The organism is Mesorhizobium sp. M1217, assembly GCF_040318275.1.
In the GTDB taxonomy this organism is placed as follows: Bacteria; Pseudomonadota; Alphaproteobacteria; order Rhizobiales; family Rhizobiaceae; genus Mesorhizobium.
The window spans coordinates 388258-413709 of record NZ_JAMYMA010000003.1; the positions used below are offsets into that span (position 1 = coordinate 388258).

The 25452-nt window shown below is 62.9% G+C and carries 32 protein-coding genes; 11 read left to right on the forward strand and 21 right to left on the reverse strand.

The window, feature by feature from the left end; genetic code table 11:
- Window positions 1-43: 43 nt before the first annotated feature.
- From NKH37_RS07105 to NKH37_RS07120, 4 genes are all read right to left on the reverse strand, one after another.
- Entirely contained in the window at window positions 44-478 is a 435-nt protein-coding gene (locus tag NKH37_RS07105) for an FKBP-type peptidyl-prolyl cis-trans isomerase (protein ID WP_023719136.1), read from the reverse strand.
- Between the two features lie 237 nt (window positions 479-715).
- Window positions 716-1444 (reverse strand): SDR family oxidoreductase, encoded by a 729-nt coding sequence (locus NKH37_RS07110; RefSeq protein ID WP_352859301.1) that lies wholly within the window; start codon window positions 1442-1444, stop codon window positions 716-718.
- Window positions 1445-1479: 35 nt separating this feature from the next.
- Complete coding sequence (locus tag NKH37_RS07115; RefSeq protein WP_352483124.1) at window positions 1480-1965, reverse strand: VOC family protein; 486 nt, start codon at window positions 1963-1965, stop codon at window positions 1480-1482.
- 72 nt (window positions 1966-2037) lie between these two features.
- Window positions 2038-2223, reverse strand: coding sequence for a DUF1127 domain-containing protein (locus tag NKH37_RS07120; RefSeq protein ID WP_352859299.1), 186 nt, complete (start codon window positions 2221-2223; stop codon window positions 2038-2040).
- A 206-nt stretch (window positions 2224-2429) separates the two neighbouring features.
- Here NKH37_RS07120 and gcvA point away from each other — a divergent pair, with 206 nt between their 5' ends.
- On the forward strand, window positions 2430-3323 hold the full coding sequence (gene gcvA / locus NKH37_RS07125; RefSeq protein WP_353040878.1) for a transcriptional regulator GcvA: 894 nt from the start codon (window positions 2430-2432) through the stop codon (window positions 3321-3323).
- Window positions 3324-3384: 61 nt separating this feature from the next.
- On the opposite strand, the gene NKH37_RS07130 is transcribed toward gcvA, so the two are convergent.
- Window positions 3385-4161 carry a class I SAM-dependent methyltransferase gene (locus tag NKH37_RS07130; protein ID WP_023719131.1) on the reverse strand — a complete coding sequence of 259 codons (777 nt, stop codon included), beginning with the start codon at window positions 4159-4161 and terminating at the stop codon, window positions 3385-3387.
- Window positions 4162-4281: 120 nt separating this feature from the next.
- Window positions 4282-4755, reverse strand: coding sequence for a VOC family protein (locus NKH37_RS07135; protein WP_352483215.1), 474 nt, complete (start codon window positions 4753-4755; stop codon window positions 4282-4284).
- Here NKH37_RS07135 and NKH37_RS07140 point away from each other — a divergent pair.
- Window positions 4748-4999 carry a hypothetical protein gene (locus NKH37_RS07140; protein WP_156948077.1) on the forward strand — a complete coding sequence of 84 codons (252 nt, stop codon included), beginning with the start codon at window positions 4748-4750 and terminating at the stop codon, window positions 4997-4999. The two genes, NKH37_RS07135 and NKH37_RS07140, sit on opposite strands and share 8 nt — an antisense overlap.
- 41 nt (window positions 5000-5040) lie before the next feature.
- On the opposite strand, the gene NKH37_RS07145 is transcribed toward NKH37_RS07140, so the two are convergent.
- Complete coding sequence (locus NKH37_RS07145) at window positions 5041-7086, reverse strand: ABC transporter ATP-binding protein/permease (RefSeq protein ID WP_353004884.1); 2046 nt, start codon at window positions 7084-7086, stop codon at window positions 5041-5043.
- A gap of 143 nt (window positions 7087-7229) precedes the next feature.
- Window positions 7230-7568 carry a winged helix-turn-helix transcriptional regulator gene (locus NKH37_RS07150; protein WP_352592494.1) on the reverse strand — a complete coding sequence of 113 codons (339 nt, stop codon included), beginning with the start codon at window positions 7566-7568 and terminating at the stop codon, window positions 7230-7232.
- Between the two features lie 142 nt (window positions 7569-7710).
- On the opposite strand from NKH37_RS07150, the gene NKH37_RS07155 reads away from it, so the two are divergent.
- Both NKH37_RS07155 and NKH37_RS07160 read left to right on the forward strand, forming a co-directional pair.
- Window positions 7711-8625, forward strand: a complete 915-nt coding sequence (locus NKH37_RS07155) for an NAD(P)-dependent oxidoreductase (RefSeq protein ID WP_353004887.1) — start codon at window positions 7711-7713, stop codon at window positions 8623-8625.
- The gene (locus NKH37_RS07160; protein WP_353004888.1) at window positions 8618-9028 is read left to right on the forward strand and encodes a GFA family protein; all 411 of its coding nucleotides are present in this window, start codon (window positions 8618-8620) and stop codon (window positions 9026-9028) included. The genes NKH37_RS07155 and NKH37_RS07160 overlap by 8 nt, the downstream gene beginning before the upstream one ends.
- 58 nt (window positions 9029-9086) lie before the next feature.
- Here the strand turns inward: NKH37_RS07160 and NKH37_RS07165 are convergent, their stop codons facing one another.
- From NKH37_RS07165 to NKH37_RS07175, 3 genes are read right to left on the reverse strand one after another with little or no spacing between them, the layout of a single operon-like run.
- Window positions 9087-9497 carry an SRPBCC family protein gene (locus tag NKH37_RS07165; RefSeq protein ID WP_023719128.1) on the reverse strand — a complete coding sequence of 137 codons (411 nt, stop codon included), beginning with the start codon at window positions 9495-9497 and terminating at the stop codon, window positions 9087-9089.
- A 7-nt stretch (window positions 9498-9504) separates the two neighbouring features.
- The gene (locus tag NKH37_RS07170; RefSeq protein WP_023719127.1) at window positions 9505-9978 is read right to left on the reverse strand and encodes a MarR family winged helix-turn-helix transcriptional regulator; all 474 of its coding nucleotides are present in this window, start codon (window positions 9976-9978) and stop codon (window positions 9505-9507) included.
- Window positions 9975-10817, reverse strand: coding sequence for an N-acyl homoserine lactonase family protein (locus NKH37_RS07175; RefSeq protein WP_352494909.1), 843 nt, complete (start codon window positions 10815-10817; stop codon window positions 9975-9977). The genes NKH37_RS07170 and NKH37_RS07175 overlap by 4 nt, the downstream gene beginning before the upstream one ends.
- Window positions 10818-11006: 189 nt before the next feature.
- Here NKH37_RS07175 and NKH37_RS07180 point away from each other — a divergent pair, with 189 nt between their 5' ends.
- A complete protein-coding gene (locus NKH37_RS07180; RefSeq protein WP_352494910.1) occupies window positions 11007-11297 on the forward strand; it encodes a hypothetical protein in 291 nt (96 codons plus the stop codon).
- 53 nt (window positions 11298-11350) lie between these two features.
- Here the strand turns inward: NKH37_RS07180 and NKH37_RS07185 are convergent, their stop codons facing one another.
- Entirely contained in the window at window positions 11351-11644 is a 294-nt protein-coding gene (locus NKH37_RS07185; RefSeq protein ID WP_353004890.1) for a hypothetical protein, read from the reverse strand.
- Between the two features lie 198 nt (window positions 11645-11842).
- On the opposite strand from NKH37_RS07185, the gene arr reads away from it, so the two are divergent.
- Complete coding sequence (arr, locus tag NKH37_RS07190; protein WP_502895871.1) at window positions 11843-12250, forward strand: NAD(+)--rifampin ADP-ribosyltransferase; 408 nt, start codon at window positions 11843-11845, stop codon at window positions 12248-12250.
- Between the two features lie 109 nt (window positions 12251-12359).
- Here arr and NKH37_RS07195 read toward each other — a convergent pair whose 3' ends face one another.
- Both NKH37_RS07195 and NKH37_RS07200 read right to left on the reverse strand, forming a co-directional pair.
- Complete coding sequence (locus NKH37_RS07195) at window positions 12360-13670, reverse strand: hemolysin family protein (RefSeq protein ID WP_023719122.1); 1311 nt, start codon at window positions 13668-13670, stop codon at window positions 12360-12362.
- A 190-nt stretch (window positions 13671-13860) separates the two neighbouring features.
- A complete protein-coding gene (locus tag NKH37_RS07200; protein ID WP_353004893.1) occupies window positions 13861-14775 on the reverse strand; it encodes a LysR family transcriptional regulator in 915 nt (304 codons plus the stop codon).
- Window positions 14776-14901: 126 nt separating this feature from the next.
- Here NKH37_RS07200 and NKH37_RS07205 point away from each other — a divergent pair, with 126 nt between their 5' ends.
- Complete coding sequence (locus NKH37_RS07205; protein WP_353004895.1) at window positions 14902-15921, forward strand: zinc-dependent alcohol dehydrogenase family protein; 1020 nt, start codon at window positions 14902-14904, stop codon at window positions 15919-15921.
- A gap of 43 nt (window positions 15922-15964) precedes the next feature.
- Here the strand turns inward: NKH37_RS07205 and NKH37_RS07210 are convergent, their stop codons facing one another.
- The gene (locus NKH37_RS07210; RefSeq protein WP_353004897.1) at window positions 15965-16672 is read right to left on the reverse strand and encodes an LssY C-terminal domain-containing protein; all 708 of its coding nucleotides are present in this window, start codon (window positions 16670-16672) and stop codon (window positions 15965-15967) included.
- 114 nt (window positions 16673-16786) lie between these two features.
- On the opposite strand from NKH37_RS07210, the gene NKH37_RS07215 reads away from it, so the two are divergent.
- Window positions 16787-17506, forward strand: a complete 720-nt coding sequence (locus tag NKH37_RS07215; RefSeq protein ID WP_353004899.1) for a gamma-glutamylcyclotransferase — start codon at window positions 16787-16789, stop codon at window positions 17504-17506.
- Between the two features lie 53 nt (window positions 17507-17559).
- On the opposite strand, the gene NKH37_RS07220 is transcribed toward NKH37_RS07215, so the two are convergent.
- The 3 genes from NKH37_RS07220 to NKH37_RS07230 form a co-directional block, all read right to left on the reverse strand.
- On the reverse strand, window positions 17560-18414 hold the full coding sequence (locus tag NKH37_RS07220; RefSeq protein ID WP_353004901.1) for an extensin-like domain-containing protein: 855 nt from the start codon (window positions 18412-18414) through the stop codon (window positions 17560-17562).
- Between the two features lie 115 nt (window positions 18415-18529).
- Window positions 18530-19501, reverse strand: a complete 972-nt coding sequence (locus NKH37_RS07225; RefSeq protein WP_352592470.1) for an extensin-like domain-containing protein — start codon at window positions 19499-19501, stop codon at window positions 18530-18532.
- A 76-nt stretch (window positions 19502-19577) separates the two neighbouring features.
- Window positions 19578-20003: a DUF3775 domain-containing protein gene (locus tag NKH37_RS07230; protein WP_352856880.1), complete on the reverse strand. Its 426-nt coding sequence runs from the start codon at window positions 20001-20003 to the stop codon at window positions 19578-19580.
- A gap of 237 nt (window positions 20004-20240) precedes the next feature.
- On the opposite strand from NKH37_RS07230, the gene NKH37_RS07235 reads away from it, so the two are divergent.
- Window positions 20241-20798, forward strand: coding sequence for a tetratricopeptide repeat protein (locus NKH37_RS07235; protein WP_023719114.1), 558 nt, complete (start codon window positions 20241-20243; stop codon window positions 20796-20798).
- A gap of 327 nt (window positions 20799-21125) precedes the next feature.
- Complete coding sequence (greA, locus tag NKH37_RS07240; protein WP_023719113.1) at window positions 21126-21599, forward strand: transcription elongation factor GreA; 474 nt, start codon at window positions 21126-21128, stop codon at window positions 21597-21599.
- Window positions 21600-21737: 138 nt separating this feature from the next.
- Here greA and waaC read toward each other — a convergent pair whose 3' ends face one another.
- Genes waaC through rfaD form a run of 3 tightly spaced genes read right to left on the reverse strand, consistent with a single transcriptional unit; the run spans window position 21738 to window position 24639 of the window.
- Entirely contained in the window at window positions 21738-22712 is a 975-nt protein-coding gene (gene waaC, locus NKH37_RS07245; RefSeq protein ID WP_353004902.1) for a lipopolysaccharide heptosyltransferase I, read from the reverse strand.
- A complete protein-coding gene (gene waaF, locus NKH37_RS07250; RefSeq protein WP_352517063.1) occupies window positions 22709-23716 on the reverse strand; it encodes a lipopolysaccharide heptosyltransferase II in 1008 nt (335 codons plus the stop codon). Before waaF ends, waaC begins: the two co-directional genes overlap by 4 nt.
- A complete protein-coding gene (rfaD, locus tag NKH37_RS07255; RefSeq protein WP_352517064.1) occupies window positions 23689-24639 on the reverse strand; it encodes an ADP-glyceromanno-heptose 6-epimerase in 951 nt (316 codons plus the stop codon). Before rfaD ends, waaF begins: the two co-directional genes overlap by 28 nt.
- A 177-nt stretch (window positions 24640-24816) precedes the next feature.
- On the opposite strand from rfaD, the gene NKH37_RS07260 reads away from it, so the two are divergent.
- Window positions 24817-25449, forward strand: a complete 633-nt coding sequence (locus NKH37_RS07260; protein WP_023678350.1) for a LysE family translocator — start codon at window positions 24817-24819, stop codon at window positions 25447-25449.
- Window positions 25450-25452: the final 3 nt, after the last annotated feature.

A 25452-nucleotide genomic window follows, 5' to 3' on the forward strand; every position in this document is an offset into this window, starting at 1 on the left:
GTGCGTCACCCCAGGTCATAGCCAACACGGCCTTGACCGTGCCCTACGCCGCCTGAACGATCTCGACCAGTTCAACGTCGAACACCAGATCCCGCCCGGCCAACGGATGATTGCCGTCGAGCTTGACGCTGGCGTCGTCCACGCCGACGACTGTTACCGGCATGGGGCGCCCTTCTGGGGTTCTGACCTGCAATCGAGTGCCGATATCGACGTTGATGTTGTCTGGTACGCGGGCGCGGTCAACGGTCATCACCGCTTCGGGGCGGTGGGGGCCATAGGCGGCCTCGGCGGGAACAGTCACGGTGCTTTTCGCGCCCACCTCCATGCCCTCGACATGGGTTTCAAGACCGGGAATCACCTGTCCTTCACCCAGCGTGAATTGCAGCGGTTCGTTGCCGGAAGAATCGAATTGGGTGCCGTCTGCGAGGCGGCCATTGTAATTGATGCGCACGGTGTCGCCATTCTTGGCCTGTGTCATGGTAGTCATCCTTTTGGAAGGTTTTGAGGGGCCGGCCAGAGCTCACGGTCCCGTCCTCGATCATCCACGCACTCAAGTGCACGGCGCGAAACGTTAAAACTAGGTGCCTGGCTGCCGATGTAAACCCCGATTGAGCGACGCCGGCATGACGCCGCCGGCGCTCGCCGCCTCCGGCAGCAGTGCGCCGGACTGGCGGTCATGCCGCCTCAACCCATTCAGGCGGCGTGCAAATGGCGGCTAGATCAGGTTATGGCCGCCATCGATGCGGATTGTCTCGCCGGTCGTGAAGTCACTTTCCATGAGGTAGAGGTAGGCGGCGGCGACGTCCGCGGCGGTCGGAATTTTTCTCGATGGCAACCGGGCAGCCATGTCGGCAAAGAAGCCGGATTTGGCTTCTCCAACGATGTCCCACATCGGTGTGTCGACCCATCCGGGAGACACGACATTGACGCGTGTCGGGGCCAGTTCGAGCGCCAGGGCGCGGGCGAAGTAGCTGAATGAGCCGGCAATCGCGGAGACGACTGCACCTCCCGGCACCGGCGGCTTGTCCTTGTTGATACCCGACGTGAAGGTCATGGAGCCGCCGGCCCTCAGGGTGCGCACAGCGTGCTTGGCGAGCATGACGGCGCCAATCAGCTTGTTGTCGACGAAGCGCCGCACCGCCTCCATGTCGGCGCGCTCGATGGGGTCGCCGGGCGGCAGTGTTCCGGCGGTCGATACGAGGTGATCGAAATGACCGGCCTCTTCGAACAGGCGAGCGACGTCTGCTTCGTCGGTCATGTCGGCGACCAAACTTGTCACGCGATTACCCGCATTGAGCGTCCGTTCGGCCGCCTGCAGTTTCTCTTGCGACCGGCTGACGATCACGACCGTCGCTCCGCTGTTGAGCGCAGCTTCCGCGACGCCAAGACCGATGCCGGAGCTGCCTCCGACGACGATGACTTTCCTGTCCACGAGCGATGTCACGGGAGGTCTCCATTCGTTTGCGATGTAGGTGAGGGTCAAGCCTTGCCGGCGTAGGCGGCTTCGAGGTCGGCGATGATGATCTTGCGCATCCCATACATCGCCTGCCGGACGCGGTTGGCCTTTTCGCGATCCGGATCGGCACTGAGCCGCGGCAGGATTTCCGGGATGACCTGCCAATAGACGCCGAACTTGTCAGTGAGCCAGCCGCAGGGTTGTTCCCTGCCGCCGCCGGCGGTGAGCGCCTCATAGTAGTAGTCGGTCTCGGCCTGGTCCTTGGTCTCGATGTAGAGCGAGAGCCGCTCGTTGAAGGGCGGCTGCGGCCCGGCGTTGAGCGCTGTAAGGTGCAGTCCCTCGAGCTCGAAATCGAAGGTGGCATGCGGGACCGTCTTGTTGGTTCCGGACACCCAGTCGGTGTATTCGATCGTCTCGAGCACTTTGCCGTTCTTGAAGACCGAGAGATAGAAATCGCGGGCCTCCTTGGCGTCGGTGTTGAACCAGAGGAATGGATGGATGGTGGCCATGTCCGTTCTCCGTTAATTCCTTGCGACAGCGATCTTTCGCGAAGAACCTGTCCGCCGTTACTTTCGTTCAGGCTAGCGGTAATCCGACGGCCGATAGACCGAGCCGTCCCAGTCGCGGGCAAACCCGAGGTCTTCGAGCCGGCGGGTCGAGAAGCGTGTAATCAGCCGCTCGGTCCGGCGCCGGCTGCTCGAGGCGAGGATGCGGCCGGCCATGCCGGTCAGGACGTCGACGATGGGTTCAACTCGTTTGGCGCTCATGGTGCTCTCCCAGGGTTGCGGCAGTTTTGGTGTTGGTAGTTGCCCCGCGACTTTCGTCAGCGAGAGTATCAGTCACATCAGACTTGCCTTTTGCAGCGGCGGTGGATGGCTGATTACGTGAGCAAACATGCCGTCTTCCGGTCTGGACGACAAACGACTTATCGGCGACAATGTGTGAGCATCGCTCACACATGCAGGTATCGATCATGCCCCGGAAACTGCCTCCCCTCACCACCTTGCCGAGCTTCGAGGCGGCGGCGCGCCTGTTGAGTTTCTCCAAGGCGGCAGAGGAACTTCATGTCACCCACGGCGCCATCAGCCGGGCGATCAAGAACCTTGAGGATCAGCTCGGTGTGCAGCTGTTCGAGCGCGGTACGCGTTCGGTGAGCCTGACCGCCGTCGGCGAGCCCTATGCGCGGGCGGTGCGCGAGGTGCTCGACCAGTTGGCTGCCGCCACCGCTGCAGCAACGGCCCGCTATTCGAGCTCGACACTGAACGTCAGTACCTCCGATGGCTTCGCGGGGAGATGGCTGGTGCCACGCCTCTATCGCTTTCACCGTGCGCATGGCGACATCGATGTGCGGGTTTCGACGAGCGGGAAGCTGACCAACTTCCTCGGCGACGGCATCGCTGTCGCGGTCCGCTATGGCAGCGGAAATTATGCGGGGCTCACGTCAGAGTTCTTGACCGGCGAGGAGGTGTTTCCAGTGTGCAGCCCAAAGCTTCTTGAGGGTGCACATCCGCTCCGCACTCCTCAGGATCTTAAACATCACACGCTGATCCGTGACAGCTTTCCGATCGACTGGGCGACCTGGCTCGCAAGCGCCGGGGTCGAGGGCGTTGACCCGCAGAGCGGGATTACCTTCGACTCTGCCACCTTTGCGATGGAGTCGGCAGCACAAGGCGAAGGGGTGGTGCTGGGCCGGACCATGCTCGTTGCAGCCGACCTTGCCGCCGGGCGACTTGTCCGCCCCTTCGGCCACGCCCTGAAATCCCCCTCCAGCTTCTATCTCGTCTACCCGCCAGCGGCGATCCGTCAGCGCAAAGTCAGGGCTTTTCGGGATTGGCTGCTTTCAGAAGTCACGCCGCAAATAGGGTGACGGGAAGGCCGAGCCGAGGGGACAGTTCGCCTACAGATCAATGTCCGAAAAACCGCTACTATCAGCTCGCCCGAACTGCGGTGATGATCCAGGCACGCGAGTCGAAAAGCACGCCGTCCGCGGTCAAGCGCGCGTCGAGCAGTTCGCGCAACCGCCGCAGCGCCGCAGCGACATCCACATCCGCGCTAGCCAGCGGATCCTTCACCAGTTGCAGGCCAAGCAAAGCGTCATAAGCCGCATCGACGTCCAGGCCATAGAAAACCGGTTCATGCACTTCGGCAAAGTCGACCGAAACAAAACCGGACGCACGCAAGACCTCCGCGGTGATGACGGGGTCACCGAGCGAAAACGGGGTGGCGGCGGCTGCCGATATGGCGGTCCCCGGCGCAATCGCCCGCTGAATGGCAGTCGCCCACTCGTTGCGGTCCTGGCCCTGCCATACCATCCACACAAGACGTGCCCCTGGTCGCATCGCCCGGCCGATATTGGCGAACGCCGCCGCCGGATCGGCAAAGAACATCACGCCAAAGCGACTGATGCACAGATCGAAGCCGGCAGGCGGAAACGCCAGCAATTGCGCATTGCCGCGCTCGAAGGCGACGTTTCGCAATCCCTCGTCCGCGCTACGCCTCCGGGCGAACTCGAGCATCTCGGCCGATACGTCCACCCCGAGCACGCTGCCTTCCACCGCGACGCGGGCAGCATCGCGAGAAGATTGTCCCGAGCCGCATCCGATATCGAGCACGCGATCACGCGTTCCCGCCTTGACGGCAGCCCTGAAGACCTCGTTGTGCCGTCGCAGCTCGGCGTCGTAAAACTCGGCGCAGTTCAACACCATCGCACGCCTGCCTGGACATGATGGGCACGGCGGCATTCCCAGCCGCTCCGCTCTGATCTTGTCGATGATCTCCTCAGCCGGGTGATGCACCGACTTCTGCTTCGGGTCACCCCAGCACTATCAGCCGCGCCGCGCTGCCTCGATCGCGGCAACGTCGATTTTCTTCATCTCCATCATCGCCTCGAATGCGCGCTTTGCTTCGTCGCCGCCGGCAGCCATCGCCTCGGTCAGAACGCGCGGCGTGATTTGCCAGGAGATGCCCCATTTGTCCTTGCACCAACCGCAGGCACTTTCCTGGCCGCCATTGCCGACGATGGCGTTCCAGTAGCGGTCGGTCTCCTGCTGATCGTCGGTGGCGATCTGGAAGGAGAAGGCTTCGTTGTGTTTGAACGCGGGACCGCCATTGAGGCCGAGGCAGGGGATGCCGGCGACCGTGAACTCGACCGTCAGCACGTCGCCCGCCTTGCCGGACGGGTAGTCGCTGGGAGCGCGGTGGACGGATTTCACCAAGCTGTCGGGGAAAGTCTCGGCATAGAAGCGGGCCGCAGCCTCGGCGTCCTTGTCATACCAAAGGCAGATCGTGTTCTTGGCGATTGTCATTGCTGGTCCCTTTGCTTTTGAATCAACCTGGGCTTTTGATCAACCTGGGCTTTTGGAAACAACCTGGGCTTTTGAAATCAACCCGGGCCTTGAAGTCAATCCGGGCTTTTGCACAGCCAGCCTCGGCGTTGCACTACGAAAATGGAATGCGCTCGTGCCATCTGACGTTCCGACAGCAACACCTGCACGGCATCAAGGTATCACGGCTGGCACTTTTAAGACCAGATGTGGGCAGTGACTCGAACGGGCGACGGTCCGCCGGGTCCCGACCGGTGGCCTTCACTTTTTTGTCTGGGGCAGCTTTGTCTGGGGCAGCGCCGCTTTGCTCAAGGTCGTGCTGGCTTTCGGTTGGGCGCCCCGGTGCCTCAGGAGGCGCACAAGCAAGTTCCGTCTGCCCATCCGCGGGGCGAGATCGATATCGCTGACAAGCTTTGCGCCGCCCTCGCGACGCTCCAATGTGATCTTGCGGCTATGAAAGGCTTCCAGCTCGGCGCGATGCGCTACGCTGATGATGGTGACCTTCGGCAATTCGCGAATGATCATCTCCATCATCTTGTCCTGGCTCTTCTCATCAAGTGCTGAGGTTGCTTCATCCAGCACTATGATGTCGGGGCTGTGCAGCAGGAGACGCGCGAAGGCGAGCCGCTGCTTTTCGCCACCCGACAAGGTCTGGTCCCATGGCGCGTCCTCCTCGATCTTGGCGTTGAGATAATCGAGTCCCACCTTGTCGAGAGCCGCCTTGATCTTTTTCAGCGTCCAGTTGTCGGCGGCGCCTGGATAGGCGACTGCGCGGCGAAGCGTCCCGGTGGGGATGTAAGGCCGTTGCGGCAACATGAACAACCGTCTGTCGGCGTGGATGTTGACGCTGCCGCTACCCCACGGCCACAGGCCTGCGACGGCCCGCACCAGCGTGCTCTTGCCTGAGCCGGATTCGCCGGCAACGAGCACCCGCTCGGCTGGTTTGATCACGACTTCGGTCTCCTTGACCACGGCGGTACCGTCGTCGAGCGACACGGAGAGATTGTTCAGACCAAGCATCGCATCGCCTTCTGTTTCGCCGCGCTTTATGCGTCCAAGGGTGTTGCTCTGTTCCGCCCGCTCGAGCCCGTCGAGCGACATCATCAGCGAGGCGATGCGCCGTGCACAGGCATTCCAATCAGCGAGACGGGGGTAGTTATCGACCAGCCATCCGAACGCACCCTGCACGATGGCAAAGGCCGAGGCAGCCTGCATGACCTGTCCAAGTGTCATGCTGCCTTCGAGAAACTTTGGAGCGCAAAGCAGAACCGGCACGACCGGCGCAAACAGGCTCGACCCCTGCGACACCAGCGCTGTGCGCATGTGCTGGCCTGCAAGGAGCGCCCATTGCCTGAGCACATGGGCGAATGTCTTGTCCATGCCGCTGCGCTCCTCCTCCTCGCCGCCGAGCAATGCGATACTCTCGCCGTTTTCCCGCACGCGCGTCAGCGTGTAGCGGAACTCGGCTTCCGCCTGGTTTTTTTCCTCGGAGAGGTGGACGAAATGGCGGCCGATGACCGCCATCGAGGTGGACGTGATTGCGGCATAGATTACCGCGGTGACGACCAGGAAGCCGGGAATGGTGACGGTCGAACCTGCAATCGGCAGGGTCAAGGCGCCGCCGATCGTCCACAGCACCACGATGAAGGTCGAGGCCGACAGAAATGCGACGATGACACCGGCAATGAAATCGACGGGCGATTCTGTGGCAATCCGCAAATCCTCGGCGATGCGGGCTTCGGGATTGCTGTGGTCACCGCCGACGAGGTTCAGCTGATAGTAGCGGCCGCTTGCCAGCCAACGCGCGATGACTGCGGTGGTGAGCCAGGAGCGCCAGCGGCGCTGTATCGTCATACGAAAGAAGACTTGTGCCACCACAAGGCTTGTGCTTCCGAGCACGAGCGGCACGAAAACGGCGCTCAGCCGATATACGGTATGGGCGTCGCGTTGCTCAATGGCGTCGAAAATTGCGCGATTCCAGACATTGATCCCATACTGGAAGCCGACATTGGTGACGATCAGGACCAACAGCCCGATCGTGCACGGCCAAGCGAGCCTATCGCCAATGCTGCCCCAGTAACCGCGCGCGCTGATCCAGAAACGCTTCAGCAGGTACCTCTTGCGCGCCTGCTCGGCCTCTTCGGGTGTCAGCTCCGGATCGGGTTCGATGAAATCCGGCGGCGGCGCGGCCTCGCCGACGACCTCGGACGCGGCTTCGACAGTCGATTGTTTCTCGTGGCGCGACTTCTCGGCATCGCGCAATTGGGCGGCGTCAACCGATTTCGGCTTGAATCTAGCCTCGGGCATCCGGCGATAACGGCTTAAAAATCAGAAGGTTTCATAGCGTCCGCTCGAGATGGTCAGCTGCCAACAGCGCCTGGGCTTGGAGAAGCGCCGCGCTAAATTAGCTGCAAGGTCGGCCTGACATCGCTTTTCCCGAAGCGACTGCCTCAGGCCGCCTTCCGCTGGGATTTCCATGCTTCGTGGTGCTTTCCCCACGCCGACATCACCGTCACGGCATCGTTCAGGCTAAAGCCCAGCGGCGTGATCGAGTATTCCACGCGCGGCGGAACCTCGTCGTAAGAGCGCCGGCTGATCAGGCCGTCGGCTTCCATCTGCCGCAATTGTTGCGTGAGCATTTTCTCGCTGACGCCGGGCAACAACCGGCGCAATTCCGCGAAGCGGTATGGCCGCAGATGCAGTTCCCACAGCAGCGAGGTTTTCCATTTTCCGCCGATGGCCTGCAGTGCGGCGGCAAAACCGCAGCTGTCCGGTTCCTTGCATCTCATTTGGCAGTCCCTGTCATGATGCCGCTAGCTTACCTCAAGGTGCGTACTTCTCAGCGCATTGAGAATTTATATCTTCGGCTCCGGCGCGCCAAACATAAACCAACCCTCGTCGCGAGGGCCAACGCCTATCGGAGAAGTTATCATGGTATCGAATGTCTGCGTGCTCGGCGCGGGCCGAATGGGCTCGTCCATTATTCGAACACTGCTCGACCGCGGCTATCCAACATGGGTCTGGAATCGGACCGCGGCAAAGTGCAGCCCGCTGACGGCTTTGGGCGCCAAGGTCGCCCCTTCGGTGGCGGATGGGTTCCGAGCGGCCGATGTCGTGATCATCAATGTTCTCGACTATGCCGCCAGCGACGCTTTGCTGAAGCAGGACGGCGTCGCTTCGGTATTGGCCGGTAAAGCCGTCGTGCAACTCACCTCCGGCTCACCGCGTCTGGCGCGGGAAGAAGCTCGCTGGGTGGAGGCGCATGGTGCCGGGTATCTGGACGGGGCAATCATGGCCACTCCGGATTTCATCGGAAAACCCGAGACCGCATTGCTCTATTCGGGTTCCCGCAGCGTCTACGAGACGCACAAACCCCTGCTTCTCGCGCTCGGCGGCGGTACCAGCTATGTCGGGGAGATTCCCGGCCAGGCTTCGGCGCTCGATATTGCACTGCTCACCCAGATGTGGGGCGGGCTCTTCGGAGCATTGCAGGGGATGGCTGTTGCCGGGGTCGAAGGTCTCAGCCTGGAGATGTTCCGGAGCCATCTCTCGGCATTCAAGCCGGTGGTCGATGCGGCTCTCTTCGACCTGGTCGATAGGACAAATGTCAGGCGCTTTGCCGGCGACGACGCAACGCTGGCATCATTGGCGGCCCACTACAGCGCCTTCCAGCACCTGCTCGAGATTTGTGACGAGCGAGGGCTCGACGCGGCTATGTCTCGCGCCATGGATACGATCTTTCGGCAGGCGCTTTCGCTCGGGCGCATGGAAGATGATTTTGCATCTCTCGCGCCTCTGTTTCGGAACGGTTCGCCGCATCAGAGCAGGGAAACGGCGCATGCATAGCGGCGGTAAGACGAGACGAACCGCGACCTGCTCATGCCGGGCGGTGGAACTTATCCTCACCGGAGAGCCGCGGCGTGTCTACGCGTGCAGTTGCCTGGAGTGTCAGCGATGTACCGGGACGGCGTTTTCGTACCGGGCCATCTACGCCGACGCGGCCCTCGTCGGACAGAAAGGGGAGACCAGATCGTGGCGCAGAACCGGGTCGTCGGGACAATGGTTGGAGCAGACATTCTGCACCATTTGCGGATCGGTCGTCTTCATGCGGGCAGAAGGATTGGGGGATGCGCTGTCGGTCTCGGTCGGCTGTCTGGAGGACCCGCATTTTCCGGCCCCGGCAACGCTCCACTGGCCTGACAGGAAACATAAATGGCTTTGTTTGGAAGGCTTGCCCGAGGTCTCTTGAGGAGCGAAATGGCGATGCGTGCAGACGCTGGCACAGAGTTGCAACAGAACTTCAGGGATCACTCTGCTGGACGAGCAGTCTCGACAATTCGCTTCAGGCTCTCAAGATTTATTCGCATGCCGCGTTCGAAGAAGCTGGACGCGAGCGGCGCGAGAAGCGCCATCGGCCCGGGAAGCCCTTTTCCGGTAATCGAACCCTCGAGGTGGAGATGCGTTCTGTGGCCTGTCGGCGCCAGCCGAAAGCGGTAGGTGAATGGCGTCGGCCCGCTCAAGCTGGACAAAGTCAGCAGTGCATCGACTTCGAACTCGGTGACCTCCACGATGTTTTCGAGGACCCGCCCGACCGGGCCGGCCGTGAGCTTGGCTACGGACTGCACAGCCGAGTACCAGGCCGGAGCCGCTTCAATATCCTCGATATGACGGAAGACGGTCTGGGCAGGCCTGTCGATCTCGATTGATATGTCGAACATTTGTGACTTATTCCTTCGGGAGATCGGATGATGGCCCATCGCGCCGGGCGATTGCGTTGCCGGCGGCTGTTCCGGCGACCAGAACTCGCAGCAGCCCGACGGCGGTTGTGACCTCGTTCGGCGTGAGCCGCTGGCCCAGCCATCCGTAAAGCCGGGATTCGACCTGCCGGATTTCGGCGGCGAGCCGGTGCCCCTCCTGTGTCAGTTCGAGCTCCACCTGCCGGCGATCGTCGGAGTTTTCCCGCCTGACGACGAGCGCCCGCTCGACCAGCGTGCTTACCAGCCGGCTGGGACTGCCGGTCTCGCAGACCAGCAGCTTGCCAACAGCATTGAGCGACATTGGTCCGCCGGCCTTCAGGCAGCTGATGACTTCAGCCTGGGAAGGGGTGACGCCAAGCGGCGAGAGCAAGTCGGTAAGCAGCCTGTTGCCTTCGCGCTGGGCGCCGAGAATGAGGAATCGGAGCTCCTCTTCTGGTTTCATGCCGCCGCTCCCAGTTCGACCGGGGCGGTCACCAGCTGACGCGTCGCCAGCCGCACGGCGCTCTCCGGATCATGGGTCGGCAGATAGATCGTCGGCTGCTGCTCGGCGAGGTGCCGGACGGCTCGCAGGGTGGCGGCGGCAATTTTTGTATCGGGTCCCACGCCGTCCACCTTGCCGGCAAGCATCAGTGCCTGGTTGTAAGACGTGTCGCCGGCGAGAAAGAGCGTTGCGTCGCCATCCTCCACCAGCACCGAAAGATGACCGGCAGTGTGACCAGGAGTTGCGATCGCCACGACGTCGCCCGCTTTGGTCAAGCGCTTGCTCGCCGCAAATTGGCCGAACGGTCCATCGTCGAGCTCGAGCCGTATGGGGTTGAACCAGTCGGGCCAGCGCTGCGGCAGGTAGCCGCGGAGCATTCCCATGAAACCCGACGCCGTGTCGATCTCACTGGGGGCGGCGAGTATCTGGCTATGGGGAAAATGCACCAAGCCCGCATCGTGGTCCATGTGCAGATGCGTGAGCACCACCCGTTTGACGTCGCGCGGCCCGATGCCCAGGCCACGCAGCTGCGGCCCGATCTCTTCTTCCGGCTCGATACGAAAGTGCACTTCCCAGCGAAAGAACGGATGCAGCGAGCGTCCGTGCCCGTTCAGCAGATGCGCCGCCTGTCCAGTGTCGACAACAATGACGCCTTCGTCATGCTCGATGGCCCAGGCGAAGGTCGGCAACCAGCCGGACCAGTTCCTGTCGGCAAAGATGCTGGCAAGCCCATGGCCGCGTCCTTCGATCTGGGCCGTCTTGATGCGGACCGACCCGGTCCGGATGGCATGTACTTTCATTTTTTCCTCTCCATTAGATGATATGTCATCGTATGACACGTCATATATTGAGGAGTCAATAGAACGGAGGAGAAAAGATCAGCGCGACAGCGATCGCGAGCATCTGCCGCTCAGCCCGACCGCGCAGGCGCTGAATTCCGGAACAAGGGTGCGATTTTGCCGTTGAGCCAGAAACTGGAAGCGACCCGCATGTCCGAATTGCCGAATGAAGAGATCGAAGGGCGGCTGAACGCCCAGCGCGAGACTTTGGCGCTGGTCGTCGCACTGCTTGCCAGCAAGGATACGGCACCCGAGCGAATATGGGCCGAGCTGGAGGCCCGTTTTCAGTTTCAGAACAGTCAGGAGGACCCCGGCGTCCTGCCAAGCAGCGCATTCGCCATCGAGGCTGCGAAGATGCGGGAGTTCAAGCTGATCGCCGAAGAGGCGCGGGCGCGCACTGCGGAATGGAACGGCAGGGACATGCCACAGGGCGCCAGCTGAAGCCCCGGCAAGTGGTTGCAGGACCGGCTATTTTGCGAGGGGCCGAGCAGGCGTCAGCTTTGCCCTAAAAGTGCACGCGCCAACTCTTCCCATTCCTCGTCAAGACTTAAGGTCGATGGCGCGGCGCTGCAGCGGCGATACCAATATTCCGCATTCGACTGGTCGCCTTCCTTGCGGTGGAGATAGGCATGCACGTGCATGCCCGCAGTATCGTCGCGCCGCTGCGCGTACTCGTGCGCCTTAGCCCAATCGCCCTTTGCATCCCACCACAGCGCCTGCAGGGCAGGGCTCAAACCGTCTGGCGGCTGTGGTTTCGCAATCGAATCCCTGAAGGTTTGCAGATCCATTTTTCCACCATAGCGACGTACAGGCGCCGATAATACCCGCACCGGCAGCCGACCGATAGCGTGCATCGGGCGGGATAACCGGAATGGGTGTCGGGAGCCGATAACCGCACGGCCAGATGCTTGATTTGGTGACGTGCATGAAATAGTGCGCACCACGGCACCATGATGCCTGAGACAGCGAGGATGGGTAGCGAGCCGATGACAGCCCCCGACAACGCACGCCAATTCTACCACGGCACCCGGGTCGACCTTAAACCGGGAGACCTGATAGAAGCCGGCTACAGCTCCAATTACGGCGCGAGAAAGCAGGCAGCCTGGGTCTATCTGACCGGCACTCTGGATGCGGCCATCTGGGGTGCAGAGCTGGCCGCTGGTGACGGACGGGAAAGGGTCTATATCGTGGAGCCAACCGGCCCGATCATGGACGACCCCAATCTTACGGGCAAGAAATTTCCCGGCAATCCGACGCAGTCCTATCGCTCCCGTGAGCCGCTCAGGATCACGGGCGAGGTCGCCGAGTGGCAGGGCCACTCCCCCGAGCGGCTGAAAGAGATGAAGGACCATATCGAACGGCTGAAGGCGCAAGGCATCGAGGCGATCGATTGATCGCTAAGTCCTGCAATTGCCAGGCCTGGCTCTGACCTACGGTCGGCGGCAGTCGCCGCGAAACACGGCTCGCCGTCCGCAATAGGTCAGGACCCAACCGCACCGCCTCCTATCGCACGACCTCGCGGTGGGCGCCGGGCAGTCGGGTGGCGATGAGCTTGTCGATGCGGCGGCCATCGAGGTCGACGACCTCGAAGCGCCAGCCTTGCGCGTCGACGCATTCGCCGGTCGCCGGCAGATGGTGCATATGCGACAGCACATAGCCGGCGACGGTTTCGTAGTCGCGGTTCTCGGGCAGATCGATGCGGAGAACCTCCGCCATCTCGTCGGCCTGCATGTAGCCGGCGAGCAGCCATGAGCCGTCCTCGCGCTTGACGGCGTTTTCCTCGTCGCCGGCATCGAGGTCCGAGCGGAAGACGCCGGTGATCGCTTCCAGTATGTCGGCCGGGGTGACGATGCCTTCGAAATGGCCGTATTCGTCGTGCACCAGCGCCATCGGCACGTCGGATTCCTTCAGCGTCGCAAGCACATCCAGCGCGTCGGCCTGGTCATGCACGATCGGGGCGGTGCGCACGTGCCGGCGCGGGTCCAGGGCGCGGCCGCCCAGCATCGCGGCCAGCACGTCGCGGGTCTGGACGACACCAATCATGGCATCGACGCCGCCGTCGCCGGCCGGCAGGCGCGAATGCTGGGTATCCATCAGCAGCTTCCTGATGGCGGCCTCGTCAGCTTGCAAATTGATCCAATCGACCTCGGTGCGCGGCGTCATCACCGCGCGCACGGCACGGTCGCCGAGCCGCATGACGCCCGCGATCATGCGGCGTTCGTCGGATTCGATGGTGCCGTGGTGCTCGGCCTCGGCGACCAGCATCTTGATCTCCTCGTCGGTGACCTTCTCCTCGCTCTGGCCGCGCTGGCCAAGCAGCCACAGGAGGGCACGGCCGGAAAAGTCGAGCAGGAAGACCAGCGGCGCCGAGAAGCTGGCGAGGATGGTCATTGCCGGAGCGACCCTGACGGCGACCCGTTCGGGGTCGCGCAAGGCGATCTGCTTGGGCACCAGTTCGCCGATGATCAGCGAGCCATAGGTGATTAGGGCAACGACGATGCCGACGCCGAGCGGGTCGGCGAGGCTTTCGCGGATACCGGCCGACGCCAGGAAGGTGGCCAACCGCTCGCCAAGCGTGGCGCCGGAAAAGGCGCCGGACAAGACGCCGACCAAAGTGATGCCGATCTGCACCGAGGACAGGAATTTTCCCGGATTGGCGCCGAGCGCCAGAGCCCGGCCGGCGCCCTTGACGTTGCGGTCGATCATCGCCTTGAGCCGCGCCGGCCGCGACGAGACGATGGCGAGCTCGGACATCGACAGAAGGCCGTTCACACAGATGAGGACGACCACGATGGCTATTTCAGCATAAAGCATGCCGGGTCCATAGCATTGCCACGCGGTTTTCGAAAATAGGACGGTCGCGATTTTTCAGGGCAATCGCTTCAGACAGAAAAGATAATGCCCAATTCGTGTTGGAGGTTATCAATTGTCGAAGTCGGCGCCGCCCTGGCAGCGCAAACCTTAAGCAATGGCCCTTTGTCTTTTCAACTAGCCGGCGGAGCAATCAAGCGGCATCCCAGGGCGGCGCGGAAAAATGCTCGATCAGGGTGTCGACGACGACGCGCACCTTTGGCGCGAGGTTGCGTGTTACCGGCCAGATGGCATGCACCACGGTATTTTCGACAAGACAGTCCGACAGAACCATTTCGAGCTCACCGCGCCTGATGCTGTCGGCCGTCAGCCATGTCGGCAGAAAGACGATGCCGCAGCCGGCCAGTACCGCATCGAGCATCGGTTCGCCGTGGCCGAGCACCAGCCGCGCCTTGGGCGCGAATTTTTCGAGAGGGCCGTCGGCATGCCTGACGGTCCAGGGATGGACAGCGCCGTCGCGGCCGTAGCCGATGAGGCTGTGCCTGGCGAGATCCTCGATCGATTGCGGCCTGCCATGGGCGTCGAGATAGGCGGGGGCGGCGACGATGCCCGAACGCTGGGCATAGATGCGGCGCGCGGCGATCGAAAGGCTGTCCTCGAGATCGCCCATGCGCACCGCTAGATCGATGCCTTCCTCGATCAGGTCGACGCGCCGGTCGTTGAACGAGATTTCCATCGTCAGATCCGGGAATTTTTTGGAAATGTCGAACAGCACCGGGGCGACGCATCGCCGGCCGAAAGCCAGAGGCAGGTCGACGCGCAGCCGCCCGGAAGGCACCTGCTTGCGGGAAGCGAGCAGTGACTGGGCGGCTTCGATCTCGGCCAGCGCCCTGACGCAGGCTTCATAGTAGCTCAGGCCCTCGCTGGTTGGGCTGAGGCTACGGGTGGTACGGTTGAGCAGGCGAACGCCCAATCGCTGTTCCAGCTGTGCGATCGACTTGCCGACCGCCGATTTCGTGACATGCAGCCGGACAGCGGCGCCGGTGAAGCTGCCAGCCTCCACCGTATGAACGAATGCGACGATGCCCTGCAGATTGGCCGTTTCCAATGAAGCGCTCCTATTGTAGAGTTTCGCTCATTAATCTGTTGCGAAACATGCCACATCGAAGCGCTTTTCTCCATAGTGAAACGGCGTAAATGTCCGCGCAGCCATCAACCGCGGAGCGCGAACCAAATGAGCACCGAAAACAAATCCTGGCAGATGAACGGTTTCGGCCTGTCCAGGCTGAAGCCGGCTGAGGGAAAGCTGCCCGAACCCGGGCCGCATGACCTGCTGGTGCGCGTCACAGCGGTATCGCTGAATTACAAGGACAGGATGATCGTCGATGGCGTGCTGATACCGGACCTCAGCTTTCCGTTCGTGCCGACATCGGACGCGGTAGGCGAAGTAGTCGCCACCGGCAGCGAAGTCAGCCGCTTCGGCATCGGGCAGCGCGTGCTCGGCCAGGTGATCGCCGACTGGCCGGACGGCGACGCCCCGCCGGTGCTGCACAAGCATACGCTTGGTTCGTCACTGCCCGGCATGCTGTCCGAGCATGTGCTCTTTCACGAGGATGCCGCCGTGGCGGCGCCGCCGTCGCTCAGCGATGTCGAGGCATCGACGCTGCCAATCGCGGCGCTGACGGCGTGGTTCGCGCTGGTCGAGGCGGCCAAGCCGATCCCGGGCGAAACCGTTCTCATCCAGGGCACCGGCGGCGTGTCGCTGTTTGCGCTGCAGTTCGCGACCGCCTTCGGCCTGCGCGCCATCGTCACCTCGAGCAGCGACGAGAAGCTCGAACGGGCGAAGGCGCTCGGCGCCTGGCGAGGAATAAACTATCGCAGTCAGCCGGCGTGGGACGAGGCGGCGCGCGAACTGACAAACGGGGCCGGCGTCAGGCATGTGCTGGAAATGGTCGGCGGCGACAATGCGCGGCACTCGCTCAATGCGCTGGGCGCCGACGGCAGGCTGTCGCTCATCGGCCTTCTCGGCAGCATGGAGCTTAGTTTCCCGATCATTCCGTTCCTGCGCAACCGGATCGTCGTGCAGGGAATATCGATCGGCCACCGCCGCGCCTTCGAACGAATGAACCAGGCGATCGAGACGCTCGCGATCAAGCCGGTGATCGACAGGGTCTTTGGCTTCGACGAGGTGCCGCAGGCATTCGAGCGATTGGAGACGGGACCGTTCGGCAAGATCGTGATCACCGTGCCCTGAGCCGGTCGGAAATGGTTGTCAGACGGGAAGGCTGATCGCGCGCCTACGGCAGTTGCAGCAAGATGCCGATGGTGGCCTTGCCGTCGGTGAAATAGGGATCGCCTTCGCCGTTGCGCCCGGTCTTTGTGGCGCCGACGCCTGGTATCTCGCTGGTCGAGATCAGCATGCCGGCGGCGGAGAGGTCGCGCATCAGCCCATCGCGCTCGGCGTCGATGTCGGGGCCGATGTGGTGAGTGATCGCGCCGGTGTCATGGCTGAGGCCAACGCCGCGGTCGAAGCTTGCCGAGCCCAGCCAAAGCGGCCGGCCGTCGTCGCCGGTCGCATCGGTCTGCCAGAAGCGGACGTGGTGGCGCCGGTCGGCGCTGGCGCCGACCGGTTTTTCGAAGGCGAGGTCCTGGGCGCGGCCTTCGAACAGCAGCCGGCTGACCGGCGCGTCGGGATAGGGGCGGTTAAACAGCACGCTTTCGCCGATCTCGATGGCGGTCTTCAGCGTGATCGCGTCTGCCGTATCCCAGCCGGCGACGGCAAAAGCATGGACAAGCTCCTTCTTGGTGCCGACCAGGCCGACATTGATCGGATCGCCCGGAATGCCTTGCGGCGTGTGCGTCACCATCTCGAATTGCTGATTGCGAAAATTGCGGTCCCGCAACGTCCAGAACTCAGGCGCGGCGAAATAGGCGAGCGAAAGATAAGCGGCACAGCATGCCACCAGCCAGGTCGTTGCACGTCGTCGAAGGCTTCGTTGGCTCATGCATTGGCGCTCAAACTGGCAGGCCGGAAATCCTTGGCAAGCGGCGCTCAGCCGGTCTATCGTTATATTTTAGCATGAAATGGCGTAGAACCGGCTAGCACGAATGAGGGCGTGATGAAGGGCAAACCGGCGCGCGGCACTGCCATGGCGTTGACCGCCGACCTTGTCGCGCTGGTCGAACGTGTCGAGCCCGACCCCGGCCCCGAGCCCGGGACGACAGAGCACACCGACGCGGAGTTCGATGGTCTTGTCGAGCAACTGCTGCTGGAATACCGGCCCGAAATGCTCTGGGTCTTTGCCTACGGCTCGCTGATCTGGAATCCCGAATTCGACTATGTCGAGCAGCGCCCGGCCACGGCGCCAGGGTGGCACCGCTCGTTCTGCCTGAAGCTGACCCGCTGGCGGGGAACCCGTGATGTTCCGGCCTTGATGCTGGCTTTGGACCGGGGCGGCAGCTGCAAAGGCGTTGTCTACAGACTTCCGGCAGAAGATCATTTCGGGCAACTCGGTCGGCTGATGCGACGGGAGATCGACGCCAACCCGCCTACCAACGTGCCGCGCTGGATCTGGGTCGAGGCCAGCGACGGTCCGCTACGCGCCCTGGCTTTCGTCGCGGCACCCGACGGCAAGGCTTATGCCGGGCGGCTGCCGCTCGATCAGGTGGCACAGACATTGGCGCGCGCAGCCGGACATTGGGGTTCGTCCGCCCAGTATCTGTTCCGCACCGTCAGCATGCTCGAGGAAAGCGGAATCCGCGACAAAAACTTGTGGCACGTCCAGGGTCTGGTCGCGCAGCACATCAAGGCTTCCACCGGCGGCACGCAACGCAGCTGATCCGGACGCTCTCGCGAAATGCTTGTTCCAATTTCATCTGAAAACCGGAACGGTCAGCGGCAGGCGCGGTAGCCGTTCTTGCGGTTCTTGATGTCGAAATGGAAATGGTTGCGGTGATCGTAATTGTAGCCGGGGCCGAGCACGGTGGTGAAGTACTGGCAGCCGTCGGCGCGGACATTGTTGAGGAAGCCGCGTGTGCGGAAGGCGAACAGGCCGGGCTTGCGGACGTCGATGTCGTCACCATTGTTGAGCTCGATGCTCATCACGTCGAGCGCATTGCCCTTGCCGTGTTCCGACAAAACACCTTCGCCGGCAATCCTGCGGCAGGAATAGCTCGAGCCCTGGTGGATGGTCTTGACGCCTGAAAAATAGCGCCAGCGGGCCGACGGGACGAGTTCGTTCCTGGTCCAGCCGGCAAAGGTGGCGGCCATGTCGCAGGTCAGCGTCGCGGCCGGCTTCATCTCGACACTGCCGATGGCCGAGACCTTGACCGGATAGTCGATGCCGCACTGGCCTTCATGGATCGGCGCAACGTCGGTGTAGACGACGCCGAGGCGTTTCAGTTCCTTGCGGCAATCGATCTCTGTAGCCGGCATCTGTTCGGCCGGCGACATCGGGTTGTCCATGCGCGGATAGGCGGCCGTCATATATGGGTCGGACGGGACGAGGCGCTGCATGCCGGAATATTCCGGGCCGGAATCTTGGGGACCGGAATCTTGTGGGCCGGAATTGGGCGGAACGGCAGCGGTCTGGCTGCCGACATCGACGGCCGGCTGCAGCGACAGCACGCTGCCGGTATTGCAGGCCGAGACCGCTGCAATGGCAAGCACGGCGGCAAGCCTGCCGGCCATGCGCGCGCGTCCTGTGTGCCGCGCAGCGGCAAGCGCAGCGCCAAATAGCCCGGCCATCGGAAGGGTCCCTGTCCCTGGATGGCACAGACTCTAAACCTGAAGTGTAAAGGAAAAATCAGCGGCGCCGTTCACGCCTGCGGCCAAATTGCGGCGCCACTGTCGGCGCCCGGCGTCATTGGCAAAACGTGCCGCCATTGCGGCGCGGTTCGAGGTCGAAGTGGAGATGCAGGGAATGATCGGCGTCGCTGCCCGGGCCAAGCACGGTCTTGAACGGCCCGCAGGCGGCCTTGCGCACTGCATCCAGGAATTCCGCGTCCTTCTGCGGCGGCGTTGGACCGACATCGATCTCTTTCCCGTCGGAAAGCGTGAAGCTGGCGATGTCGAGGGCGTTGCCGAAGGCGTGCTCCGACAGTTTGCCGCCGGCGTGGCGCGGCCGGCAGACGAAGGCGGAGGCCTGGCCGATCGATTTGATATCCGTGCCGAACTCGGCCTTTGCGGCAGGCTGGATGACCGAAGCAGCAAAGCGGGCGGCCGCTTCCGCCATCTGGCAATTGAGCTCGGTTTCGGGACCGATGGCGATGGATTTGCCGAGCGTTTTCAGCACGACCGGGTAAGGGATCGAGCAACCGACCGCCGTATCATGCTCGGGCTTGCGCTCCTCGAAATCGACGCCCATGGACTTCAGCCGCCTGCGGCAGGCCAATTCTTCGGCCGGCATTTCCTTCCCGGCAATGGCGGCCGAGCGAGGATCTGGAAGGATTTCTTGCTCCGCCTTTTTGTCTGCCTCGGCCGGGTTTGGTGGCGCGGCCGGTGGGCTTGCCGGCGGCTCAGCCTGCGCCGGCTTTTCAGGAGGCTGTGGTGCAATCGCCGGCGGCTCCGGCTGCTGGGTCTTGGGCTGGCCATTTTGGGGCTGCCCGTTTTGCGGCTGCTCGTTTTGGGGCGGCTCAGCCTCCGGGGCATCCGCCGGGCGCGGTTCGGGGACCGGGATGTCGGCTGGCGACGGCGGAGTGGCTTCCTGGTTGAACTGCGGAACCGGTGCAGTTTGCGGCAGTTCGGGCGCCTTGGCCAGAGCGGGTCCCGTCAGCGACGTAGCCGTAACGGCCAGGAGCAATCTACCCAATCTGAAAAAGCCAAACGCCGCCATTACTTCGCAACGGCCAGAATGCAGGGAAGTTGCCTTGGGCGAGGCGGGCCGGCGATCACAATCGGTAACCGCGCCGTCACGCGCCGATCGCTTCCAGGCCCTCCTCGAGCCAGTCCGCCAGCAGCGGCATGCCGAGCAGGTACTTTGCCGTGCGCTTGTTGGCGCGCTCGCGGGCGGCGGTCAGCGCGTCCGTCCATTCCGTCGCGTCATAGTCGCCGCGGCCGACCCAGGCCAACGCAATCAGTTCGGCCGCTTCGTCGACATTGAGGTCGTCGATCAGTTCGCGCAGTTCCTCCTCGGTGAGATTTTCGGAGCTTTCCTCGGCAAGGCCGTCGTGATGGTGTTTGTCGTGCGCGTTGCCGTCGAGCTCTACCTCGTGCTCGGCGCCGTCGGCATAGTCTTCGTTGACGGCGGCGCTGAGCGCCTTCGCCTTCAGGATGAACAGGCGCACGGTGTCGGGACCGATCGAAAGCTCCCAGTCTCGTTCAACGCGTTGCTGCACCGGCCGTCTCCCTGCTTCGTGCTCGGTCGGCCCGATGATAGCGGATTTGCAGCGCTCGTCACGTTCTCTTGCGCGTCGGCGTTGATCGTGAACCATGATTTCCGATGCCCTCTGTTCCAGGGATAAGATGGCCTTGCTGGGAGAGATCGCGGTTTTGAGATAGAATGGCATTTTCCGGGGACGAAACGGCTTCGGCCCGGCGTTAGTGTTGCATTGTCAGGTTCTAAGGAGAGTTCGATGCGCAGACGATTGCTGATTTGTGCCATGGCCATGGCCGCCCTGCCGCTGATTGCGGCTCCGGCGTTTTCGGCTGGTGAAGGCGGGGGAGGTGGTGGCGGCGGCGGCGGCAATGGCGGCGGCGGCCAGAGCCAGTGCAAGAAGGGGGAGGCCTGGGACAAGAAGCAGAAGAAATGTGTCTCGCCGAAGCAAGGTATGCTGGACGACGACAGCATCTATGATGCCGGTCGCGCGCTGGCGATGGATGGACGCTATGACGAGGCGATCGCCGTGCTCAGCCTCGCCGCCAACAAGCAGGACCCGCGCATCCTCAACTATCTCGGCTATTCGCACCGCCATTCCGGCCGCATTACCGTCGGCCTCGGCTATTACGAGGAAGCGCTGCGCATCGACCCCAATTACACGCTGGTGCGCGAATATCTCGGCGAGGCGCACCTGCAGATCGGCGATCTTGCCGGCGCCCAGGAACAGCTCCGCGAAATCGAGAAGCGCACGGGCAAGGGATCTCGCGAATACGGCATGCTGTCGGAGCAGATCGATCATTTCATGAGGAGCTGATCCTCCGGAACGCTCGTCATAACCGGCTGTGAGCGATCGCAGCCGGTTTTTTGCTGTGCTGCGCACGTTTGGCACAACCGGGATCTGGCATCACGGTACACGCGATACGATCTTGGAACCCCGCTTTACGTTGGGTCAGCCGCGCAATCGGTCGATGATTTTTCAAAAACCGACTTTTTGGACGTGAAAAACCCGCGAAGATTGCTATATCTTGCGAAATTGTGGTGAGACGGTTCCGTTAGCCCGAGGCTGCCGGACCGTTTTCTTTTTGTACCATCGACAAGGTCGCTCCCGATTGCGGGGGCGGCGGCAGGAAAGGTCAGGCATATGAACAAGGTCCCGATGACAGGCGAGGGGTTCGCGTCATTGAAGGAAGAACTGCGCTGGCGCCAGCAACAGGAGCGGCCGCGTATCATCGAGGCGATCTCCGAAGCGCGCTCGCATGGCGACCTCTCCGAAAATGCCGAATATCACGCGGCAAAAGAGGCGCAGAGCCTCAATGAGGGCCGGGTCAACGAACTCGAGGATCTGATCGCGCGGGCCGAGGTGATCGACGTCACCAAGCTCAGCGGCGACAAGGTCAAGTTCGGCGCCACCGTGGTGCTGGTCGACGAGGATACCGAGGAGAAAAAGACCTACCAGATCGTCGGCGACCAGGAGGCTGACGTGAAGTCCGGCCGCATCTCGATCTCCTCGCCGATCGCGCGTGCCCTGATCGGCAAGGAAGTCGGCGACGCCATCGAGGTCAACGCACCGGGCGGCGCCAGGGGCTACGAGATCGTCCAGGTGCAGTTCATCTAGGACCTTTTGATAATTCTACTCTGGCGGCCGACTAGCGCGGTTTTCTGCGCTTCCGGTGCTCACGTACTTTAAGTACGCTCCGCTCCGGTTCTCGAAAACCACGCTATTCGACTCGCCAGAGCGAGTTCTGAAAAGGTCCTATGCAGCGCCTTGTAATTTAAGCGCCAGCAATCTCTCGGCTTCCGCCATCACCTCCGGCGGCGTGATGCTGCGGCCGGGTCTGGCAAGCAGCGTCGATGAGAACGGGCCGCGCGGGCCGGTCAGGCCGGGCTCGGTGGCGAGGAATACCGCCACCGTCGGCAGGCCGAAGGCGCTGGCGAGATGGGTCAGGCCGGTGTCGGCGCCGATCACCAGCGCTGAGCCGCCGATGACAGCGGCGATCTCGGCAAGCGGCGACCTGGGAACCACCACGGTTTGCGAAACGGCGCCGGCGATCGCCTCGGCAACTGCCTTTTCCCGGTCGTTCGACCAGGTGGTGACCGGCGTCATCCCCTTATCCACCAGCAGGCGGGCGGTTTCGATCCAGTCCGCGACCGGCCATTTCTTGTCCTCGCGGCTGGTGCCGTGCAGCAGGAAGGCGGTCTTTTCGCCGACAAAAGTCGATCTTCCGGCTGGCGGCACGATGCCGGAGTCAAGCCGGGAAAAATCCGGCTCGTAGCCGAGCGCCAGCCCGAACAGCCGTCTCGTGCGCTCGATGGCATGCAGGTCGCGCGGCACGGCGTAGCGATGGCCATAAAACAGGCTCGCCGAAGGCTCGCGGGCGCTCGAGCGGTCGAAACCGGCGATCGGCGCTGCCGCCAGCCGCGCCACCAGCGCCGATTTCAGCAAGCCTTGCGCATCGAGAACGAGGTCGTAGCGGCAATCGCGCAAGGCGCGGCGCAAGCCGATCACTTCCCGCCATGTGCCGGGCTGAAGCAGCTTCCTGCGCCAGCGCCGGATCGCCACGCTGTGGATGGTTTGGATGGCTGGATGCAGCGCCACGATGCCGGCAAATGCCTCTTCGACACACCAGTCGAAGGAGATATCCGGCCGAGCGCGGCGCGCGTCCTCGATCGCCGGGAAGGTGTGGATGACGTCGCCCATGGACGATGTCTTGACGATCAGCACTTTCATGCGGCGGCCGGCATTTCCAGCAGCCGCTCCGCCGCCGCCACGACGCGTTCGACCTCCAGCGTCTTCAGGCAGTTGAGATGACCGAGCGGGCAGATTTTTTTGTGGCAGGGCGAACAGGACAGGCCGAGCCAGACCAGTTCGCGGCGCTCGGCGAGCGGCGGCGTGTTCTGCGGCGAGGTCGAGCCGTAGACGGCGACTACCGGCGTGCCGACGGCGGCGGCGACATGCATCAGCCCGCTGTCGTTGGAGACGGCGAGCCTCGCCGCCGCGATCAGGTCGATGGCATCCTCGAGCCGCGTCTGGCCGGCAAGATCGACCGTGCCCGGCGCCAGCGCGGCGATTTCAGCCGTCACCTCAGCGTCGTTCTTCGATCCGAACAGCGCGACGCCAAACCCTTTCGCCATCATCTCACGGGCAAGGCCGGCATAGTGTTCGCTCGGCCAGCGCTTGGCCGGGCCGAATTCGGCGCCGGGCATGAGTGCCACGAATTTCCCCGCCGTCAGCCCGAAACGGCCGAACAATGCTGCCTGGTTGGCTTGATCGACGGCAAGCTTCGGCGCCTGGAACGCGCCGCCCCGGGCAAGGCTGAAATACGCCTGCGCGGTGCGCCGTTTCAGGCGATCGGGCAAGGGCACGATGTCGGTCAGAAGCCCATAGCGCATTTCCTTGAGATGGCCGACGCGGCGCGGAATGCCGGCAAAGAACGGGATCAGCGCCGACTTCCAGCTTCCCGGCAGGACAAAGGCCATGTCGTAGCGGCCGCGCAGCAGGCGGCCGAAGCGCCTTCGGACGCGGAATTCGAACGCGCCGGATTGCAGCGGCAGGTCGATCTGCTGGCGGATTTCGGGCATGCGCTTGACCAGGGGTGCTGCCCACGCCGGCGCCAGCACGTCGATGGCGGCGTTGGGATGAAGCTCCTTCAGCGCCTGGAACAGGCACTGCGCCATGACCATGTCGCCCACCCAGCGTGGGCCGATCACGAGGATCGTTGGGCTTTCAGCCATTCGACATAATCTCTGACGCCGGTTTCCACTGTGCGGAACTGGCCGTTGTAACCGGCTGCGCGCAAGCGGGACATATCAGCTTGCGTAAAGCTCTGGTAGCTGCCCTTGAGGTGGTCGGGAAACTCGATGAATTCGATCTGGCCCTTGCCGAGCGTATCGATCACCGTCTCGGCAATGGCGCGGAACGGCTGGGCCTTGCCTGTGCCGCAGTTGAAGATGCCGCTCGAGCCGCGTTTCCACAGCCACAGATTGACGTCGGCGACATCGCCGACATGGATGAAATCGCGGCTCTGTTCGCCGGGCCCGAAACCACCATAGGCGCCGAACAGTTTCGGGTTCTGGCCTTGCTCGACCTGGTTGAACAGATGGAAGGCGACCGAGGCCATGGCGCCCTTATGCGCCTCGCGCGGTCCGTAGACGTTGAAATAACGCAGGCCCGCCACCGGCGAGTGGTCGGTATCGAAGACAGTGCGGCGGACATAGTCGTCGAACAGTTTTTTCGAATAGGCATAGACGTTCAGTGGGCGCTCGTATTGCGGCTCCTCGCGGAACTCGGCGCCGCTGCCATAGACGGAAGCGGACGAGGCATAGAGGAAGGGCAAGCGCAGGGCCAGGCAGGCGTGCAGCAGGCGCTTCGAATAGGCGTAGTTGACCTCCATCATGAACTTGCCGTTCCATTCGGTGGTGGTCGAGCAGGCGCCCTGGTGGAAGACGGCCTCGATGCGGCCGAGGTCGCCGGCCTCCATCCGCGCCAGAAAATCGTCCTTGTCGAGATAATCGGCGATCTCGAGATCGGCGAGGTTGGCGATCTTGTGGCCGTCGGTGAGGTCGTCGACGACGAGGATGTCGCTGAAACCCTCGGCGTTGAGCGCGGCGACGATGTTGGAACCGATCATGCCGGCGCCGCCCGTGACGATGATCATGAAAGCCTCTGGTACCTTGTGCCGGTTGTAGCCCTTGTGGGATTCTGGCCTTATAGGGGAGGCGGGCCGGGCTGTCGACAAAGCAGGTGGCGGGGCGGCCGGATGAGCGCCACAGTGCCGCCGCAAAGCTCTCGCTTCAGTCGGTGACCACCGGCGAAGCGTGACAGGAGCAAGGTAATGCCGTCAACCGAACTGCTTGTCGCCTTTTTCGCCACCACGGCGATCTTCGCCTATATCCCCGGTCCCGCCATGCTCTATGCCGCCGCGCAAACCATGGCGCGCGGCCGCTGGTCCGGGCTGATGGCGGCGCTCGGCATCCATCTCGGCGGCTACGTTCATGTCTTCGCCGCCGCTGTCGGCCTGTCGGTGCTTTTCCATGCCGTGCCGGTGCTTTACATGGCGGTCAAGCTGGTCGGTGCGCTGTATCTGGTCTGGCTCGGTGTTTCTTTGTTTCGCGCCAAGGCGCAAGGCGACGTTGTCTTGCCGGGAATTCAGCCGAAATCCGCCCGCCGCGCGTTTTTGGAGAGCGTTGCCGTCGAGGTGCTCAACCCGAAAACGGCGATTTTCTTCATGGCGTTCCTGCCGCAATTCATCGATGCCTCGGCAGCGTTTCCGGTCTGGCTGCAGTTCGTCGTGCTTGGAACGATCGTCAATTTGATGTTCTCGTCGGCCGACATTGTTTGCGTGATACTGGCCGGCGCGGTGATCGCCAGGCTGCGGCAGTCGAGCCGGGCGCAGCGCCTGATGCGGCGCGCCGGCGGTGCGGTGCTTGTCGGACTGGGCGTGCATGTCGCGTTGCAGAAAAGCTGACGC

What these genes read in the sequence shown, in the direction of transcription:
- NKH37_RS07105 (WP_023719136.1), bottom strand. Translation starts at nt 478, where the DNA reads ATGACACAGGCCAAGAATGGCGACACCGTGCGCATCAATTACAATGGC.
- NKH37_RS07115 (WP_352483124.1), bottom strand. Translation starts at nt 1,965, where the DNA reads ATGGCCACCATCCATCCATTCCTCTGGTTCAACACCGACGCCAAGGAG.
- NKH37_RS07120 (WP_352859299.1), bottom strand. Translation starts at nt 2,223, where the DNA reads ATGAGCGCCAAACGAGTTGAACCCATCGTCGACGTCCTGACCGGCATG.
- gcvA (WP_353040878.1), top strand. Translation starts at nt 2,430, where the DNA reads ATGCCCCGGAAACTGCCTCCCCTCACCACCTTGCCGAGCTTCGAGGCG.
- NKH37_RS07130 (WP_023719131.1), bottom strand. Translation starts at nt 4,161, where the DNA reads ATGGTGTTGAACTGCGCCGAGTTTTACGACGCCGAGCTGCGACGGCAC.
- NKH37_RS07145 (WP_353004884.1), bottom strand. Translation starts at nt 7,086, where the DNA reads ATGCCCGAGGCTAGATTCAAGCCGAAATCGGTTGACGCCGCCCAATTG.
- NKH37_RS07150 (WP_352592494.1), bottom strand. Translation starts at nt 7,568, where the DNA reads ATGAGATGCAAGGAACCGGACAGCTGCGGTTTTGCCGCCGCACTGCAG.
- NKH37_RS07155 (WP_353004887.1), top strand. Translation starts at nt 7,711, where the DNA reads ATGGTATCGAATGTCTGCGTGCTCGGCGCGGGCCGAATGGGCTCGTCC.
- NKH37_RS07160 (WP_353004888.1), top strand. Translation starts at nt 8,618, where the DNA reads ATGCATAGCGGCGGTAAGACGAGACGAACCGCGACCTGCTCATGCCGG.
- NKH37_RS07165 (WP_023719128.1), bottom strand. Translation starts at nt 9,497, where the DNA reads ATGTTCGACATATCAATCGAGATCGACAGGCCTGCCCAGACCGTCTTC.
- NKH37_RS07170 (WP_023719127.1), bottom strand. Translation starts at nt 9,978, where the DNA reads ATGAAACCAGAAGAGGAGCTCCGATTCCTCATTCTCGGCGCCCAGCGC.
- NKH37_RS07175 (WP_352494909.1), bottom strand. Translation starts at nt 10,817, where the DNA reads ATGAAAGTACATGCCATCCGGACCGGGTCGGTCCGCATCAAGACGGCC.
- NKH37_RS07180 (WP_352494910.1), top strand. Translation starts at nt 11,007, where the DNA reads ATGTCCGAATTGCCGAATGAAGAGATCGAAGGGCGGCTGAACGCCCAG.
- NKH37_RS07185 (WP_353004890.1), bottom strand. Translation starts at nt 11,644, where the DNA reads ATGGATCTGCAAACCTTCAGGGATTCGATTGCGAAACCACAGCCGCCA.
- arr (WP_502895871.1), top strand. Translation starts at nt 11,843, where the DNA reads ATGACAGCCCCCGACAACGCACGCCAATTCTACCACGGCACCCGGGTC.
- NKH37_RS07195 (WP_023719122.1), bottom strand. Translation starts at nt 13,670, where the DNA reads ATGCTTTATGCTGAAATAGCCATCGTGGTCGTCCTCATCTGTGTGAAC.
- NKH37_RS07205 (WP_353004895.1), top strand. Translation starts at nt 14,902, where the DNA reads ATGAGCACCGAAAACAAATCCTGGCAGATGAACGGTTTCGGCCTGTCC.
- NKH37_RS07210 (WP_353004897.1), bottom strand. Translation starts at nt 16,672, where the DNA reads ATGAGCCAACGAAGCCTTCGACGACGTGCAACGACCTGGCTGGTGGCA.
- NKH37_RS07215 (WP_353004899.1), top strand. Translation starts at nt 16,787, where the DNA reads ATGAAGGGCAAACCGGCGCGCGGCACTGCCATGGCGTTGACCGCCGAC.
- NKH37_RS07220 (WP_353004901.1), bottom strand. Translation starts at nt 18,414, where the DNA reads ATGGCCGGGCTATTTGGCGCTGCGCTTGCCGCTGCGCGGCACACAGGA.
- NKH37_RS07225 (WP_352592470.1), bottom strand. Translation starts at nt 19,501, where the DNA reads ATGGCGGCGTTTGGCTTTTTCAGATTGGGTAGATTGCTCCTGGCCGTT.
- NKH37_RS07235 (WP_023719114.1), top strand. Translation starts at nt 20,241, where the DNA reads ATGCGCAGACGATTGCTGATTTGTGCCATGGCCATGGCCGCCCTGCCG.
- greA (WP_023719113.1), top strand. Translation starts at nt 21,126, where the DNA reads ATGAACAAGGTCCCGATGACAGGCGAGGGGTTCGCGTCATTGAAGGAA.
- waaC (WP_353004902.1), bottom strand. Translation starts at nt 22,712, where the DNA reads ATGAAAGTGCTGATCGTCAAGACATCGTCCATGGGCGACGTCATCCAC.
- waaF (WP_352517063.1), bottom strand. Translation starts at nt 23,716, where the DNA reads ATGGCTGAAAGCCCAACGATCCTCGTGATCGGCCCACGCTGGGTGGGC.
- rfaD (WP_352517064.1), bottom strand. Translation starts at nt 24,639, where the DNA reads ATGATCATCGTCACGGGCGGCGCCGGCATGATCGGTTCCAACATCGTC.
- NKH37_RS07260 (WP_023678350.1), top strand. Translation starts at nt 24,817, where the DNA reads ATGCCGTCAACCGAACTGCTTGTCGCCTTTTTCGCCACCACGGCGATC.